15 protein-coding genes and 1 pseudogene are annotated in these 16,149 nt (G+C 43.3%); 3 read left to right on the plus strand and 13 right to left on the minus strand.

The features are described 5' to 3' along the window. Window positions 1–3: 3 nt before the first annotated feature. The 4 genes from LRM50_RS02055 to pnp all read right to left on the minus strand — a co-directional run bounded on the left by LRM50_RS02055 (window position 4) and on the right by pnp (window position 4,703). The gene (locus LRM50_RS02055) at window positions 4–585 is read right to left on the minus strand and encodes a uracil-DNA glycosylase (protein ID WP_243809671.1); all 582 of its coding nucleotides are present in this window, start codon (window positions 583–585) and stop codon (window positions 4–6) included. A 60-nt stretch (window positions 586–645) separates the two neighbouring features. Further along, window positions 646–1,572 carry a hypothetical protein gene (locus LRM50_RS02060; protein ID WP_243809672.1) on the minus strand — a complete coding sequence of 309 codons (927 nt, stop codon included), beginning with the start codon at window positions 1,570–1,572 and terminating at the stop codon, window positions 646–648. A 110-nt stretch (window positions 1,573–1,682) separates the two neighbouring features. Beyond that, window positions 1,683–2,546, minus strand: a complete 864-nt coding sequence (locus tag LRM50_RS02065; protein ID WP_243809673.1) for a hypothetical protein — start codon at window positions 2,544–2,546, stop codon at window positions 1,683–1,685. 39 nt (window positions 2,547–2,585) lie between these two features. Continuing rightward, complete coding sequence (pnp, locus tag LRM50_RS02070) at window positions 2,586–4,703, minus strand: polyribonucleotide nucleotidyltransferase (RefSeq protein WP_243809674.1); 2,118 nt, start codon at window positions 4,701–4,703, stop codon at window positions 2,586–2,588. Window positions 4,704–4,884: 181 nt separating this feature from the next. On the opposite strand from pnp, the gene LRM50_RS02075 reads away from it, so the two are divergent. Further along, on the plus strand, window positions 4,885–5,493 hold the full coding sequence (locus LRM50_RS02075) for a sortase (protein ID WP_243809675.1): 609 nt from the start codon (window positions 4,885–4,887) through the stop codon (window positions 5,491–5,493). A gap of 58 nt (window positions 5,494–5,551) precedes the next feature. Here the strand turns inward: LRM50_RS02075 and rpsO are convergent, their stop codons facing one another. Genes rpsO through LRM50_RS02090 form a run of 3 tightly spaced genes read right to left on the minus strand, consistent with a single transcriptional unit; the run spans window position 5,552 to window position 8,211 of the window. Further along, on the minus strand, window positions 5,552–5,818 hold the full coding sequence (gene rpsO, locus LRM50_RS02080; protein WP_129632131.1) for a 30S ribosomal protein S15: 267 nt from the start codon (window positions 5,816–5,818) through the stop codon (window positions 5,552–5,554). Between the two features lie 38 nt (window positions 5,819–5,856). Continuing rightward, on the minus strand, window positions 5,857–6,513 hold the full coding sequence (truB, locus tag LRM50_RS02085; RefSeq protein ID WP_243809676.1) for a tRNA pseudouridine(55) synthase TruB: 657 nt from the start codon (window positions 6,511–6,513) through the stop codon (window positions 5,857–5,859). A 3-nt stretch (window positions 6,514–6,516) separates the two neighbouring features. Continuing rightward, a complete protein-coding gene (locus LRM50_RS02090; protein ID WP_243809677.1) occupies window positions 6,517–8,211 on the minus strand; it encodes a hypothetical protein in 1,695 nt (564 codons plus the stop codon). Between the two features lie 157 nt (window positions 8,212–8,368). Here LRM50_RS02090 and rpsT point away from each other — a divergent pair, with 157 nt between their 5' ends. Further along, window positions 8,369–8,719: a 30S ribosomal protein S20 gene (rpsT, locus tag LRM50_RS02095; RefSeq protein ID WP_275973369.1), complete on the plus strand. Its 351-nt coding sequence runs from the start codon at window positions 8,369–8,371 to the stop codon at window positions 8,717–8,719. 56 nt (window positions 8,720–8,775) lie between these two features. On the opposite strand, the pseudogene LRM50_RS04075 reads toward rpsT, so the two are convergent. The 6 genes and pseudogenes from LRM50_RS04075 to LRM50_RS02125 all read right to left on the minus strand — a co-directional run bounded on the left by LRM50_RS04075 (window position 8,776) and on the right by LRM50_RS02125 (window position 15,180). Beyond that, window positions 8,776–9,407, minus strand: a pseudogene (locus tag LRM50_RS04075) (DNA alkylation repair protein). Between the two features lie 29 nt (window positions 9,408–9,436). Next, entirely contained in the window at window positions 9,437–10,339 is a 903-nt protein-coding gene (gene holA, locus LRM50_RS02105) for a DNA polymerase III subunit delta (RefSeq protein WP_243809679.1), read from the minus strand. Then, window positions 10,336–11,214 carry a bifunctional DNA-formamidopyrimidine glycosylase/DNA-(apurinic or apyrimidinic site) lyase gene (gene mutM, locus LRM50_RS02110; RefSeq protein ID WP_243809680.1) on the minus strand — a complete coding sequence of 293 codons (879 nt, stop codon included), beginning with the start codon at window positions 11,212–11,214 and terminating at the stop codon, window positions 10,336–10,338. The genes holA and mutM overlap by 4 nt, the downstream gene beginning before the upstream one ends. A gap of 10 nt (window positions 11,215–11,224) precedes the next feature. After that, on the minus strand, window positions 11,225–11,872 hold the full coding sequence (locus LRM50_RS02115; protein ID WP_129632112.1) for a hypothetical protein: 648 nt from the start codon (window positions 11,870–11,872) through the stop codon (window positions 11,225–11,227). A gap of 21 nt (window positions 11,873–11,893) precedes the next feature. After that, a complete protein-coding gene (polA, locus tag LRM50_RS02120; RefSeq protein ID WP_243809681.1) occupies window positions 11,894–14,431 on the minus strand; it encodes a DNA polymerase I in 2,538 nt (845 codons plus the stop codon). Further along, window positions 14,428–15,180 (minus strand): hypothetical protein, encoded by a 753-nt coding sequence (locus LRM50_RS02125; RefSeq protein ID WP_243809682.1) that lies wholly within the window; start codon window positions 15,178–15,180, stop codon window positions 14,428–14,430. Before LRM50_RS02125 ends, polA begins: the two co-directional genes overlap by 4 nt. Before the next feature lie 228 nt (window positions 15,181–15,408). Here LRM50_RS02125 and LRM50_RS02130 point away from each other — a divergent pair, with 228 nt between their 5' ends. Next, window positions 15,409–16,038 (plus strand): hypothetical protein, encoded by a 630-nt coding sequence (locus tag LRM50_RS02130; RefSeq protein WP_243809683.1) that lies wholly within the window; start codon window positions 15,409–15,411, stop codon window positions 16,036–16,038. The last annotated feature ends 111 nt before the right edge of the window (window positions 16,039–16,149 follow it).

The following is a 16,149-nucleotide window of genomic DNA, read 5'->3' on the forward strand; positions in this document are numbered from 1 at the left end:
TAATTAAGCGCCGCCATTCTTCTTCACAAATTCCACAGCCTGAATAAAATCGTCAATTAAAGTCTGACGCATGCCGCCGTTATAAAGTGCAGCGGCTGGATGATATAGAGGAATGACCACAAATTCTAGATCATGCAGACGCACTTTACGTGGACGACCGTGTTCTTTACTGATCTGCAATCCTAGAATAAATCCGCCGCCACTGTGCCGCCCTAAGGTCAGAATAGCCTTTGGCTGGATGATTTCTAATTGCCTGAGTAAATATGGCCAAAATTGACGCTTTTCCTCTGGTAGTGGGTCGCGATTATTTGGCGGTCGATATTTAACAATGTTGGTGATATACACATCCGAACGTTGCAGATCAGCAGACTTTAGCATCTCATCAAGGAATTTTCCCGCAGCACCAACAAACGGCTTGCCCTGCAAATCTTCATTCTTCCCTGGCGCTTCGCCAATAAAAACGATATCAGCATCAGGATTTCCATCGCCCATAACTAATTGAGTCGCCTGATCCGCCAGATCCGAGCAAACCTTCTCTTTTACAATTTCTTCCGCCAACGCGTCCAATTTAGCTTGCTTGTCCATATATTTATTCTATCAAAAAACGCCCCGCAAGAAACGAGGCGCTTCTGATATTTAGTAAAACTATTTATTTACCTTGTTTACCAGTATAGTTCCTAGGTTATTTAATTCATCGCGAATTTCACCCTCTTCTGCCAGCTTCTGTATTCCTGATGTCCATTCATTAATAGGCTTCTGAATCTCAGTAAGACTGTCATAAAATTCACTCATGTAATTGGAGTCATACTTTTTATAATCACTCTTCATTTCTACAACCTTCGGTAGCATCTCTTCGACTTTTTCTAGCTTGGAAGTGAAATCTCTAATAAACTTTTTATTAGTTTCGTTCTTAGCGTCAACATTCTTAAGATTCTGTCGAGCCTTCCTAATTGTGCTTTCTACGCTAGAAAAGTTAGAGCTATTTCTGCCGTCAGAAAATTCAATTATCACCGGCATAATCTTCTCGTATACTTCTTCAAAGGCATCTACGGCTGTATTGAACTTTTCTAGTTTGCTCTTCAGAGCCTCATACTTTTCGCGAACCTCTTTGTCACCAGTGACGGCCTTCATCTTACCTATCTCTGTCAATCTGTCATTAATTTCGCTCTTTGTTTTAGTGAGCTTATCACGATTGGATTTCAATGAAGTCTCAGTTTCTGAAGTGGAGATGTACGAAAGCGACGAGGCTGCCTTATTGTATATCTCGATTGTATCATTCACTTTGTCTACAGCAGCTTTATAATCCGCCTTGCTTGGACCACTTAGCAGTAAGACAGCCATGACTACACCAAGGATAATTACGACTAGTCCAATTATTCCGCCGATGATTCCCCACATGGCACCTTTGCTCATTTTCTTTTTTGGTGGCATTTGGTATGGAGTTCCCATGACTGGTTGTTGTGGGATTTGTTGTTGTGGCTGAGGCTGCTGAACCTGAGGTTGCTGTGGAGCCTGCTGGAATTGTGGCTGAGGCGGTGTTTGGGGCTGTGGTTTATTGTTGTTGTCGTCCATAAATAGTAGTCTCCTGACTTTTATACTTTTTGTCATTATATCGCTATAGCTTAGTTATAGTCAAATAAAAACACCCCGATTTCTCAGAGTGCTTTATTTTTAGCTACAGATTATTTATTAGCTTTTTCTTCCAAAACTTTCTCAAAATCATCAATAGCCTTTTTCCATTTTTCTACAGCGTCAGTATTGAAATCTGTCTTTGGAGTCTTTGGTGCTTTTGGTAGCGATGATCTTGATTTTGTATTTTTAGCATATTCTACAATTGCCACATAATACTGCTTCATTTCTGTGTAATAATTCTTCCAGTCCTTACCATATTTGGAGGCTAGCTTATTTTCAGACTTTGACATCTTATCCAAATAATCTATGCAGTCTTTTGTCTCGGAATCCAGACGCTTCTCAAAATTTTCTTTAGATTCTCGGAGGTATTTACTTACATCAGGAGATTTGCACTTTTCATAAGTCTTGTCTTCTGTAAGAATAACCAAAAAATCTAGATACTCTCTCGCGCCATTATTCCAACTATCCACATACCTATCATACGCCGCCTTCACATCCTTATCGCGAAGCGCTTTATGAGAGCTCATTTTCTTATTAAGATTATTGATTTTCTCGATGGCTTTATATATTTTATCTTTTGTGTTTTTAGTGCCAGCACTATTCTCACTTATAAAAGCATCTCCTACATCAAGACCGGTAAACTGTGAAAGCAGGTCTTTATAATCCGCCTTGCTTGGACCACTTAGCAACAAGACAGCTAGGACTACACCAAGGATAATTACGACTAGTCCAATTATTCCGCCGATGATTCCCCACATGGCACCTTTGCTCATTTTCTTTTTTGGTGGCATTTGGTATGGAGTTCCCATGACTGGTTGTTGTGGGATTTGTTGTTGTGGCTGAGGCTGCTGTGGAGCCTGCTGGAATTGCGGCTGAGGCGGTGTTTGAGGTTTGTTGTTATTGCTATTGTCCATAAAATTTCCTCCTAAAATTACGCTTTCGCTATTATATATTTACAAACCAATCATCGTCAAATTAATTTTACCGCGCTCGTCAATTCCAGTGATTTTCACGCGAACAGTTTGCCCTTCTTTCACGACATCAGTCACTTTTTCAACTCGACGTTCCGCCAATTTCGAAATATGAACCATTCCGTCAATTCCCGGCAATATATTCACAAACGCACCAAAATCTTTAATGCCGACAACTTTACCTTCGTAAATCTTGCCAACTTCTGGCTCTTCAACCAGACTTTTAATCCAGTTCATAGCCTTTTCAATTGACGCGCCGTCTGGGCTAGCCACAGTAATCAAACCATCTTCCTTAATATCAATCTCAGCGCCAGTTTCCGAAGTAATCTTATTGATCGTCTCACCACCCTTACCAATAATCACGCCAATCTTATCTGGGTCAATCTTAATCTTCTCAATTCGTGGCGCATACGGACTGAGCGACTCACGAGGCCCTGGAAGCACACTAAGCATATGATCCAAAATGTGCGCACGCCCTGCCTTACTCTGCTCAATCGCTTGACGCAATACCGCCACCGGCAAACCATGAACCTTCATATCCATTTGAAGAGCCGTAATACCCTTTGAAGTTCCAGTTACCTTAAAGTCCATATCACCAGCAAAGTCCTCAGCATCAGCAATATCGCTCAACACATACGGAGTATCGCCGTCCATCATTAGACCCATCGCAATTCCACTCACTGGAGCCGAAATTGGCACACCAGCGTCCATCAATGCCAAACAGCTAGAACAAGTTGCCGCCATCGAAGTCGAACCGTTTTGGCTCATAATTTCTGTAACTGAGCGAATAGCGTATGGAAAATCTTCTTCAGTTGGCAAAACTGGAAGCAAGGCGCGTTCCGCCAAGTATCCGTGACCAATTTCACGACGACCTGGACTACCCATTCGCTTGACCTCGCCAACCGTATAGCCCGGCGCATTGTAATGATGCATATAACGTCGCTCACCGTCGGTAATTTCCATAGTGTCAATCAATTGCGAATAACTCAGTGGCGCCAAAGTCACAATATTCATTCCCTGAGTTACGCCACGCGTAAACAAGCTGGAACCGTGAGCGCGCGGCAAGAATCCAACTTCCGAGCTAAGCGGACGAATCTCGGTCAATTGTCGACCGTCAGGACGAACTCGTTCAGCAACAATTCCCCGACGAACATCTTTATGTAAAGCCAAAGTAAACGCTTCGTCGTAATCGCCACGAACTTCGCTATATTCTTCCTCATCCAGCCCCAATTTTTCCGCCATCGCCTCATGGAACTCAGCGCGAATTTCGCTTATCATTTCATTGCGCTCTGGATATGGACGACGGATTTTCTCACCAAATTTCCCATCAGCCCACGCGTTAACCGTTTGCTGAATTGATTCGTCTGGCAAAATTAAATCGTATTCCTGCTGTACTGGCGCAACTTTTTCCGCCAATTCGCGTTGCAAGGCAATCGCTGGCTGCATCATCTGGTGAGCCCACGCCATCGCATCAACAATTACATCCTCCGAAACTTCTTTAGCGCCAGCCTCGACCATTGTTATACCGCTTTCAATACCAGCCACAACCAAATCAAGATCTGACTTTTCGCGCTCTTCCGGAGTCAAGAACGCCTTAAATTCGCCATTGACTCGACCCACGCGCAAACCAGCCACTGGACCGTCAAACGGCGTGCCAGTTAACATTAACGCACTAGACGCAGCGATCATCGCAATCACATCTGGGCGGAAACTCGGATCCATACTCAAAACAGTCGCGACGACTTGGATTTCCTGTCGATAACCCTTCGGGAAAAGCGGACGAATCGGACGATCAATCAATCGACCAATCAACACAGCTTCATCGCTCGGGCGACCTTCACGCTTGATAAATCGGCTGCCAGAAATCTTACCCGCTGCATAAAATTTTTCTTCATAATCAATCGACAATGGAAAATAATCCAATTGCACTGGACGTGAGCTAACCTGAGCACTGCCCAAAACTACAGTATCTCCATAGCGCACCAAAACACTACCAGTCGTCCTAAAGCCGACGCGATTCACTTCTAAGGTCAGCGGCTGGCCACAAAATTCAGTGGTAACACTAAAAATCTCCTTGCCGCTTGGATTGATAATACTCATAAAGAGCTCCTTTCTTGCGGTAGTAACAGGGATGAAATTACTTGGCAATTTAGTCGTCTCATCTCTATCACTTCCGCGTTACAAATTGCTCCTTATATTATACTAAAACCTCAACCCAAACGCCAGCCGCAAGCGCGCTTAACATAACCTTATTAATAGATGAGTGTGCTATAATTTATTCATGTCACTTCAGCTAGATTCAGTAAAAAATCGCCAGAAAAGCTGGAAAAGCTATATCTTAACTATAATCGCAATCTTGATGATTCTTGGCGGAGTTTATCTGCTTGCTATCATCAGCACGCCCCTCATTTTGTCACAAAACATCAACCCAAAAGACAACCAGACCACTCAGCTCATCACTAAAACTGAGAATAAAATTACCGAAAAACGCCTTTATATACCGAAAATCGACATAAATTTACCTTATAGTACTGGCGGCGCCGAAACAATGGAGCGTGGCGCGTGGTGGCGTAAACCAGAAAACGGCAACCCAAAAGATGGCGGCAATTTTGTCTTATCTGCACACCGTTTTATCATGGGTCTCACTCCTCAGCAGACGCTCAGAAAATCGCCTTTTTATAATATCGACAAATTAACTGTCGGCGATGAAATTATCATTGACTATAACGGCGTGCGTTACAATTACGTCATCAGCGAAAAACAAAGCGTTAAACCAGATGCCGTGGAAATCGAACAACGTACAGATCAGCCGCAATTAACTCTTTATTCCTGCACTTTGGGCGGCGCAAACGATGGACGAGATGTGATTATCGCCAAATTGAAAAAATAGCCATAACAACAAAAATCCCCTTCTCGTCAAAGGGGATTTAAGCAGTTTTTAACGTAAATTATTTACGCAAACCTAACTTGGCAACAACTGCTTTGTAACTCTCAAAATCAGTTCGCTCCAAATATTTCAGCAAACGCTTGCGCTTACCAACCATTTGGATCAAGCCGCGACGAGCCATGAAGTCGTGCTTATTCGCCTTCAAATGCTCTGTGACTTCTTTGATACGAGCCGTCAAAACTGACACCTGAGCCTGTGGGCTACCGACGTCGTTTTTATTGACCTGAGTCAAAGCAATTGCTTTCGCTTTATTCTCTTTGCTAATCATAGCTCTGTAATTATACCAAGCTTCTCTGTTTTTTGCAATTAGCTAGTAATTCCAAAGTCCGCCAGAGTCTTTGCGGCGTCAATAGAATAGTCGGCAATTTTCGTACGACGCAAATTCTCACAATACGCTCCCGTCCCTAATTTCTCGCCAATATCCACCGCCAATGTTCGAATATAAGTTCCGCTTGAAACGTGAGTTCTGATCTTTAATTTGGGATATTCGTATGCCAATAATTCCAATGAGTAAATTTCTATCACACGCTTAGGAATCTCAACTTGTTTACCTTCGCGCGCCAATTTATACGCTCTTTCACCGTTAATTTTTATTGCGCTAAAAATCGGCGGCGTCTGCTCAATTTTTCCCACAAATTGACTAATCACCCGCTGAACTTCTTCCAAACTCGGCTCATAATCAGACACATCGGTAATTTCACCTTCTGGATCACCCGTCGAACTATTCTTGCCCAGAATAATTTCCGCCTCGTACCACTTATCCAGCTTAGTAAAAGTTTCAGCTTCGCGGCATTTCTTTCCAGTCACAATAATCATTAGCCCCGTAGCGAACGGATCAAGCGTACCCGTGTGGCCAACCTTCACCTTCTTTCCCGCCTGATTAGATAGAACTCGTCGCAAGCGCGCCACCACCCCAAAGCTAGTCATTCCCTGAGGTTTGTCTATGAGAATCACTTCGTCCATCAACTATTGTCCTGGAATGTGGAATTGCGCTGGATTGAAGTCTGCATTTTGAGCTGGCTGAGTTGGCATCGCAGTGATCGGCGCAGGCGCTGGAGCTTGCGGAGCGGCTACTGGCTCAGGAGCTACCCCTAGCGGTGCGATCTGTGGCAATCCATTTACATCAACACCTGTAGGCGCTGGCGGCATTGATGGCAAAGCGCCGAAATCCGGCATTGCTGGTGGCATTGGCAAATCGAAACCTGGAATGCTATTTTCAGGATTTGTTATTGCTGGCTCAATTGGCGCAATCGGCTGGCTCGGAGCTGGCGCTACTGGATTATTCAATTGATTCGTGTCGTTAGTAATTGCCGAAATAATTGACTCTTCAGATTGCGGCGCAACAGGTATCGTCGACAATTTTTGCTCAGCGGCGTTAGTTGTAGCGAATGGATCAATCTTTGGTGGTTCATCAGACGCGCCCATAGCCGCATTTAACGGAGTATCGCCAAACGACGGCGTATTATCACCCACATATTTACCGTGCGTTAAGATGGTTTTATTTTGATCGCTAGCCAATTCCCTAATCTTATCCTCGGCAGCCTGTGTAGTAGTTGCGTTCAGAGTGCCACCCATCAGCGGAGTTTCCTCAAAAGAAAGCTCGCCCTTTGAAACTATTTTTTCACTAGGTTTTTCTTCCTCAACTTGTGACTCCTCTTTTATTGGCTCAATTTTAGCCAATTTTTCTTCAGCAATCCTAGCAGACTCTTCTTGTTTTTCCTTCGCCGTTTGTTCGGCTACTTCATCAACATCACCCTTCTTCTCGTGGCTAATCGACAAAGTTCCGTCCGCGTGTACAGTTTCCTCATCTTTCTCCGCTTCTTCAGTTTTATCCTCTGAAGCTTCTTCTTTTTCTGGAGATTTTTCTTCGATCTTTTCAATCTTCTGCGGCTCGTCCTCTACTTCGCTCTCTGCGATCTTTGAAACCACCAATTGCTGATTTGCACCGGCCGCCATAAGCTCTGCGGCTGTAGTCATAACCTTTGATGACGTATTTCTATTACTAAACCTATCAGTTACCGCCACAATTCCCGTAAGTAAAGCCGTCGCCATCTGCTCATCCAAGGTAACCTTCGGAGTCTTCAGATCATCAAGGAGCTCAACAACCATTTCACTCACGCCGCTAGCATTAGATTCGTGCCAATCAACAGAACCCAGACCACTCTTTACATCGCCCGCTGTTATAGCTACAACCGTAGCATCGTGCAGAATCTTACCGTGAGCCGTTAAGGCCGTATCAATACTTTCACTATTTTCAACATTTAGCGCCAAAACTAGCTCAACGTTATAATCACCCTGTGAAAATTCCAAGTCTTTATCGGTAATTGTCGTACGATATGGCGTAATAAAAATCTTCACCGCGTCATCAACAACTTTATAGCGTAAATGATCAGCCTTCTCTTTATCTAAAGCAATAATAAAATCACGTAAAGAATCTGCGGTCTGCTCAAACGTCTTATCAGGATTCAAGAACGTAATTGCTGGCGGAATGTCGCCGCTAAACACAGCCGTAGCGTGCTTCCCTAGTTTATTGAGGAAAATCGTCAATCCTAACGCTGCCGACAATTCGTCGACTGACGGGCTAGAACTCACCGTCACTAAAATATTAGTTACATCCTTGATGCTCTGGATTACTTTTTGCTTTGCTGATCCGTTTGACATGATTTTTCCTATGTTTGTTTTGTAATTACGCTTGGCATCACTATACCATAAGCAGTACTATAAAGTCAATATCTAAGCCACCTCTTTACAATTTATGCTATTTTCTGTATAATTCTTCCTGATTAGCGATACAAATCTATAGAGGTAAAGGAGAAACATGCCAATCATCAAATCCGCCATCAAGCGTGCTAAACAAACCCTAAAGCGCCGCGAGCGAAACATCAGCATTAAAAAAGACATTAAGACTGCCGTTAAAGCTTTCTCTGCAGAACCAAGCACAAAGACTCTTGCTGCAGCACAAAGCGAAATCGACACCGCTGTTAAAAAAGGCTTAATTAAGAAAAACACTGCCGCTCGCCGAAAGAGCGCATTGAGCAAAATTGCTAAAAAAGCAGGCGTTACATTAGAAGCTACTACTAAAAAACCAGCTGCAAAGCCAGCAGCTAAGAAAACTGCCGCTAAAAAAGCTCCAGCAAAGAAGCCAGCTGCTAAGAAAGCTGAAAAATAATCTGTAAAAATTGCTAGAAAATACCCCGGAATTAACTGGGGTATTTTTATTTAACATCAGTCGACTAATCGACTCGCCAATTTATATACCTGTTTGATTTCTCTGCTCTCTAATTTCCAGCTACTGAGTTCCATTTTAATCAACTCTGGAAATTTCTTACTAATATCCCTTAGAGCATTACCAACTGATTTTCTCACATATTCGCTTGCGTCTTCCTTCAAGCTGGCAATTCTTTCTATGGCTTCACTCGGATTTTCCTTGAAATATGGTCTGCTCGTCCATATTCTTAGTCCCTCCGTTACTGCTCTCCTCGTATTGGGATTATTGTTTTTTAACCATTCATCAATTATTGGAAGTGCTTTTCATATCCTTTTTTCTTGCAGAATTCATCAAATGCCTTTGCCAATACTTCCTGAACTCTCCAATTATCATCTTTGGAAACTTCATCTCTCATAAATGCTAAAATATCATCTTGTTCTGACAAGTATCCAAAAAGAAATACGCCGTACATTCTTACTTGATATGTGTGAGATTTATAAGCTAAAAACGCCAACTTCTTGATATGTTCATCATCATTAGATTTATAATCAGCAAAGGCTCTTTTTTCTTCCTCTTTGAAGCCATTTTCAATTAAAGAAAATTCCTTTTCTAAATTTGCGATATATTCTTTTACGCGAATATCATCCATAAAATCCAGCAGCCGCCCTATTTCTTAGTTTATTTTTCAATTCCAACCAGCGCCGCCTCCACAAGCAGCCACGGATTTACAGAAGTTGTTTTCATTTGCAAGTCCGCCCGAAGTAGCGCGTCATTTATCCTCTTCAATTTTTCCTTATCGACGCCTTTTGCTGAAGACGCCAATTTTCGTAAAACATACGGACTAGCCGAAAAATCCGAAGCCACCAGCTTACTGTCGCCGTCAGCCAAAACCAACGCCGTCAAGTTAGTCGCCTGCGAGGCAAGCAATCCCATTGTCTGGTAAGCGCCATCAACGCCACTTTCCGACTCCAAATAGCTAATTATATCGTGAACCTTATCATAATCACCCGCCAGCGCCGAAATAAACAAATCAAACACATTTTCCGTCCTCGCTAGAGGTATGAAGTTGTCAATTAAATCATCCGTCACTTTTTCCGCCAGCGCTAATTGATCCAAAAAATTACTCAGTCGCAACTGATCAAATCCCAAACGATCGACAATTATCTCTGCTTGACGATTCGTTAATTCACACCCACGAGTCTTCGCCTCCGCCACGCACCACCTTAAAAGCTGCGGTTTTTGACGATCACTAAGCAGTGAAAACTCCTGAACTTTGGCATTTTTCTGCAGCCACTTATACGTTTTTGTTCGCTTATCAATTTTATCCTCCACCAGAATAATCGTCCTGTCATCATCAAACTTCATATCTGGAAGTTGCGACCAAATCTCAGAATTTTCGCCTAGTTTTGAAATCAAATACACCGACGAGTTCATAAACAGCGTCTGCCCAATTGCTATTTCCTGCATTCCAGCCAACGTCAAATCTTCACCATCATGTCGCGCCGCTTTTTCGTCGCCGATCAGCTTAGTAATCGCTTGCCGTTTCTCGAATTCATTTTCGCCGTAAAAAAGGTAAATCATTTGATTTCCACCTGACAGACTGGACAAATATGCGTACCGCGTCCAGAAACTTTCATCTTTACAATCTCTTGGTCAGGATGTCGATGGCACGGCTGACCTTCCCGACGAAATACATGCGCAAATGATAGATAATTACCTTTTCTGCCTTCAGCGTCAACATAATTTTTATCCGTCGAACCGCCCTGATCAATGCTCAATTGCAAAATCTGACGCAGTTCGTTAAACAAATCTTCCAATTGGTTATCACTAATATTTTTGACGCGCGTCTGAGGGTGAATTTTCGCAGCCCACAGAGCTTCATCGGCATAAATATTACCAACTCCCGCAATCACCGACTGATCAAGAAACGCCGGCTTTATCATCGAATTTTGCCGACGACGAATTCGCTTAATAAAATCTATCGCCTCAGTTTTTTTATCGAGCGGTTCCGGACCAACTTTCTGCATAAATGGCAAATTTTCTATCTCATCAGTCGGCATTAATTTCATCCAACCAAACTTACGCTGATCATTAAAAAACAGACGCGAACCATCCGTAAAGTCAATTTGCACTCGTGTCGATCTATCAGGCAATTCACCAATCAAACTATCATTCGGATGACCACCAGCAAAACTATTAGCCCCACGAAAAATCAATTGCCCAGTCATCTTAAGATGTATCACCAGCGAATAACGCGTATCAAGATCAATCATCAACACTTTTGCGCGACGTCGCACCGCCGTTACGTGCGCACCGTATAAAAATTGCTGAACGTCAGTGGGTGAATTCGGAAAACTCTTTGGCGAATCAAATACCGTCGCTCGCACAACAGCCTGACCTGGCAATAAATCCGCCAAACCGCGACGAACTGTCTCAACTTCGGGTAACTCGGGCATTCGGCAAGTCCTACAGCTTAAATAAAGCTTCTTCTTGACTTAGACCAATTCCAGCCGCCATTTTCTTGCCGTCAGGAATTTGCTTCAAAAACATATCCAAAATCTCGTTTACATTAGCTTGCGCCGAACCCTTAGAACCGCTACAATCCGACGTCCACAAACTTTTCACAACAGAATTGTCCTTCAAAGTTTCGAATTTGTAAATTTTACCGCTAGCACAAATTCCCCGCAAATCGTTTTGCTGCTCAGTTAACGGCGTACCTTCCATCATTTTTCGCTTATCAAGCGCATAAACCAGCTCCGTATAAGCCTTGCTGTTATTGTCCAATTTTTTCTCTGCAATCGGCTTATCCAAATATCCCTCGTACGTTGTCATTTCGCGAGATTCTGGCGAAATAGTGATGCTATATGAGCGGAAATTCTCGTTCGCTACAATCGGTCCACGCACTGTCAATCGAACCGCGCTTCCCACGTCCGTCGACAACAAAGCAACTTGCCCTACGTTAACATTCTGATCTGTTGTTTGACCTGAATCGTTTTTGCCAAATAATGCTCGACCAATCGCAATAACCGCTGCTACCGCCACAACCGTGATAACAATAACCAGCAAAATTGGTACAAATCGAGAAAATGAATTTCGTCGTTGAGTGTATTTCATGGCGTAATTATACCATATTTTCTACACTTCACCCCAATTTACGCCCGTACCGACATCTACTTTCAATTTAATTGGCAATTCTGGACAAACGCCTTCCATTTCCGCTTTCATAATTTCGCTGACTTTCTGGACGTCTTCAGGTTTGCATTCCACCAAAATCGAATCATGAACTTGTAGAATTGCGTCAGCCAAGCCCGACAATTTGTCCTCCAGCCGAATCATTGCCAATTTCATCAAATCCGCTTCCGTGCCTTGAATTGGCATATTCATCGCAGCCCTTTCCGCCGAAGATCGCACCATAAAATTGCTCGATTTTACATCAGGCGTTGGTCGTCGCCTGCCAAAATACGTTTCAACAAATCCCTGTTCTCGCGCTTGAGTTAAAATTTTATCCAAATACTGACGAATCGGTTTTCGCACCTCAAAATAATGATCAATAAACTTTTTCGCCTCTGTAAATGACATTCCTGTAGCCGCCGCCAAACCATGCGGACTCATTCCGTAAAGTACACCAAAATTGATCACTTTCGCTGCTCGACGCTGAGATTTGCTCACTTCATCAATTGATATTCCATATGTTTCCGCCGCTGTTTTTGCGTGAATATCAACATCGCTATTAAAGTCTTCAATCAACTTCTCGTCGCCCGCCAACACAGCCGCCAGCCTCAACTCAAATTGCGAATAATCCGCGCCGACAAAAACTTTGCCATCACTCGGAACAAACGCCTGACGAATTTTCCTGCCCAGTTCAGTCCGCACCGGAATATTCTGTAAATTCGGATTCGTACTACTTAGCCGCCCCGTGCTGGTTACATCCTGATTAAACGTGGTGTGAATTCGCCCATCAGTCGCCATCAATTTTGGCAACGCCTCAATGTATGTGCTGATCAATTTGGTCAATTCTCGATATCGCTCAATCAATTCGATAATCGGATGTTGTCCACGTAATTTGTCCAACTCTTTCTGACCTGTTGAATATCCAGTTTTTCCCTTTTTTATGCCCGCAATTGGTAATTGCAATTTGGTAAACAAAACCTCAGAAAGTTGCGCTGGACTAGACGCGTTAAACTCGTATCCAGCCATGGAATACATTTGTTGTTCAAGCTCGCTGACTTCCGCTGCCAGCTCATCTCCCATCTGTTTTAATAGTGTATCATCCAACTTCATCCCGCGTTTTTCCATCTGGAATAGCGCCCAAATTACTGGAAAATCAAACTCGTAAGCCACACGCGCAATTTGCGAATTGTTCGACATGTAAACTTTTTGTTCACGATAAATTTTATGCAGGCGAGCCAATTGATAAGGCGCGGAATTGTCGTCAGAAAAATCACCAGACAGCGTGTTCAAACTACGGTCGCGTTTCAGCGGATCAATTAAGAACGCCGCTTGTCCAACATCCCAAACTTCATGAAAACGCACCGCTACGCCATAATTATCCAACACGTGATACAACTGCTTAACATCCGCCGCGATCACAATTCCCTGCGCCAGTAATTGCCACATAGATTGACTAATTTCGCTAATTTTCGCCATCCACGCTGACTCAGGATTCGAGCTTATGTAAATTACGTCAGGCTCCGACGAATCGATATATATTATATTTTCCGCCTCAAACATCGGCATATCGGACAATTTTTCAATTCGCGGAATATCCAACTTCGGTTCTTCTTTTTTCTCATTTTCCGCCACTTGCATCGTTCGCGGCAATCGTCCAATTAGCGAATTAAACTCCAACTTCTGCAGAATTTCCGTTACTCGCGCAAAGTCGCAATCATTAACATCCGCCACATCCCAGTCCAGCTCAATCGGCGCGTCCGTCCAAATTTCCGCCACTTGTTTGGTCAAATATGCCGATTCACGACCATTTTCCAGCTTCGTTCGCAAAGCGCCTTTTTGCTCGTCCAGATGTTCATAAACTCCGTCCAGAGTTTCGTATTCTTGCAATAATTTCACCGCAGTTTTCTCGCCAATTCCTGGCACTCCCGGTAAATTGTCACTCGAATCACCCTTTAGCGCTTTCAAATCTAAGAATTGTTCTGTCCGAATTCCGTATTTTTGTTCAAAATATTCCGCCGTGAATTCTTCGATATTCCTTAAACCATTTTTCATGGCGTAAACTTTGGTCATCGGTGATATCAATTGCAACGCGTCCAAATCCGACGTTATCAAGCACGTTTCAATTCCGCGAGATTCCGCCTGCCTGGCAAACGCGCCCATAATATCGTCCGCCTCATAATCATCAATTTCATAAAGCGGCCAGCCAAACGCATCAAGCAGCTCGTGTAAAATCGGAATTTGCTGGTAAAAGTCATCTGGCGCTGGCTTGCGACCAGCTTTATATTCTGGATATAATTCCCGTCGCTTGCGAATGTTCGTGCCTCGTTTATCCCAAGCTACCGCCACATAATCCGGCTCTAATTTCTTAATCAGCTCAATTGCCAAACTGACAAATCCATACACACCACCAGTCGGAGTTCCGTCAGCCATCGACAATCCCGGCATAGCATAATAACCTCGGTAAAACACCGACTTTCCATCAATAACCACTAGACGCTTCATACTTCTATTGTAGCATTTAAGCGATTGTCGTTAGAGAGTTGATTAAGAGAGTTGATTATTGACGCTTCGGCAAGTTTTTGTAGTATTCTCCCATAATTATCATAAATCTCCCCAAATATTTTTTCAGCATTGAAAGAATCATTGCCCTGTTTTTTCAGCCATTTCTCGTATCTCTTATAGATTTCTCTAAGTTCTTCCATAGAATCGTAGGAGCCATTATCGTGTTCCATCCTACGCCTATGAATCTCCCACTTTTCCCTTTCGTAATTGAAGAGGTGACAGTATTCACTTGTCTTATTTATATCTGTCTTATCGCTCGTTATTATATGCAATAATTCTGCCTCACCAAAATTATCAAATCCGACAGAAAATTTATAAATCGATCCCTGTAATATAGAAATAGAAGTAGGCACAAAATCAACTATAGAAAGATCATCTATAAAAACATAATCAAACTTATCTTTATCGTCTGGCATCTTATATATCTGATATCGATCTTTCGGATTAGGTGACGAAGTGTCAGGATTCTTCCAAATCATCCATACCTGACCATACTGATCAACAACAGGTTCTTTAACAAATCTTTTCCATGCTTTATTACGATCAAAATTTGATTCTAGCTCCTTAACTTGTTTTAATATATTACCCCATTGAACTTTTTTACGATATTCTATAAAACGGCGCCAGATACTAAAATCAGAAAGTGGATCCTGAGGTAACTTTTCAGCACATCCATGAACTGTTTCCATAATACTTATCACAAACATACTCTCTATTTGGAAGAATGTCAACAAATTGTTAAAATTAGTACATGACACAACCATACCCGCCACCCACCTTGTCCGCCCTGATAGCATATTATGCTACTGACCAGTATCGCAAAGAGCCCAAGCCGGCCACATTATAATGCTATAATGAAGATATCGCGCGAGCTACTAAAAGACAGTGCGGGCCGATAAATCACGGGGGGTAAAAGTATGTTTGAAGGCAAGACATTTGAATACGATCCGGGTTATGATCCGGAACGGCTTGACGGTGGTGGTGATAACACCGAATCTACACCAGAGCGCAACCGCGAAGTGACACCGCTCATCATTAACGTTGATTGCCCAGAATATAGCGTCACGTCCGAAAATCCATATCGCTACGATGCCAACCCACCCCGCCCGCTTGATACCATAGCCGCTACAATTGAAGCACCAATTCGCCAATATTTTATGGGTCGGAATATACTGCTGCGCGGTATCCAGTCGGCACACTTTGGCGTAAGCGATCGCCAGCAACTCATCAAGGAAATAGTCGCCAGAGGAGGCGATAGCTTCACGGTGCAATCTGCTGACCCAACCTATGACATGCATGCTCGACGATGCGACAACTATAGCGGCGAGGAAATTTTCGCCCTGCTACAGGCGTTTCATACTTACAAACCCAAGTGCGATGAGCTACCGCTCGCTCCTGTTGATATCTGGCAGGTGTTCGACGGCGAGAGTTACGAAGAAATCGAGTATCTCCATCCCCGGCACAAGATACCTACGCGCGACCGCTATAAACTGCGGCCCGGCTTCAGCCCTCAGGATGCCCTGCTGGCGATCGTCGTGGTAAATTAACCATTCTAACCGGGGCCGACTGTTTCATATCAAAGTCAAGAGCTCCAGAACAAACTACTCGCAGGAATCAACACAACCAACCGGCAGCCACACCTGTTTGCCACCCAGCTG

It is taken from the genome of Candidatus Nanosynbacter sp. TM7-053, assembly GCF_022828375.1.
Taxonomy (GTDB): Bacteria; Patescibacteriota; Saccharimonadia; order Saccharimonadales; family Saccharimonadaceae; genus Nanosynbacter.

Bases quoted from the DNA above. Each gene is read 5' to 3' on its own strand.
- LRM50_RS02090 (WP_243809677.1), bottom strand. From the start codon at position 8,211: ATGTCAAACGGATCAGCAAAGCAAAAAGTAATCCAGAGCATCAAGGAT.
- LRM50_RS02130 (WP_243809683.1), top strand. From the start codon at position 15,409: ATGTTTGAAGGCAAGACATTTGAATACGATCCGGGTTATGATCCGGAA.
- rpsO (WP_129632131.1), bottom strand. From the start codon at position 5,818: ATGATTAGCAAAGAGAATAAAGCGAAAGCAATTGCTTTGACTCAGGTC.
- LRM50_RS02115 (WP_129632112.1), bottom strand. From the start codon at position 11,872: ATGAAATACACTCAACGACGAAATTCATTTTCTCGATTTGTACCAATT.
- mutM (WP_243809680.1), bottom strand. From the start codon at position 11,214: ATGCCCGAGTTACCCGAAGTTGAGACAGTTCGTCGCGGTTTGGCGGAT.
- rpsT (WP_275973369.1), top strand. From the start codon at position 8,369: ATGCCAATCATCAAATCCGCCATCAAGCGTGCTAAACAAACCCTAAAG.
- LRM50_RS02055 (WP_243809671.1), bottom strand. From the start codon at position 585: ATGGACAAGCAAGCTAAATTGGACGCGTTGGCGGAAGAAATTGTAAAA.
- LRM50_RS02125 (WP_243809682.1), bottom strand. From the start codon at position 15,180: ATGGAAACAGTTCATGGATGTGCTGAAAAGTTACCTCAGGATCCACTT.
- holA (WP_243809679.1), bottom strand. From the start codon at position 10,339: ATGATTTACCTTTTTTACGGCGAAAATGAATTCGAGAAACGGCAAGCG.
- pnp (WP_243809674.1), bottom strand. From the start codon at position 4,703: ATGAGTATTATCAATCCAAGCGGCAAGGAGATTTTTAGTGTTACCACT.
- LRM50_RS02060 (WP_243809672.1), bottom strand. From the start codon at position 1,572: ATGGACGACAACAACAATAAACCACAGCCCCAAACACCGCCTCAGCCA.
- polA (WP_243809681.1), bottom strand. From the start codon at position 14,431: ATGAAGCGTCTAGTGGTTATTGATGGAAAGTCGGTGTTTTACCGAGGT.
- LRM50_RS02075 (WP_243809675.1), top strand. From the start codon at position 4,885: ATGTCACTTCAGCTAGATTCAGTAAAAAATCGCCAGAAAAGCTGGAAA.
- LRM50_RS02065 (WP_243809673.1), bottom strand. From the start codon at position 2,546: ATGGACAATAGCAATAACAACAAACCTCAAACACCGCCTCAGCCGCAA.
- truB (WP_243809676.1), bottom strand. From the start codon at position 6,513: ATGGACGAAGTGATTCTCATAGACAAACCTCAGGGAATGACTAGCTTT.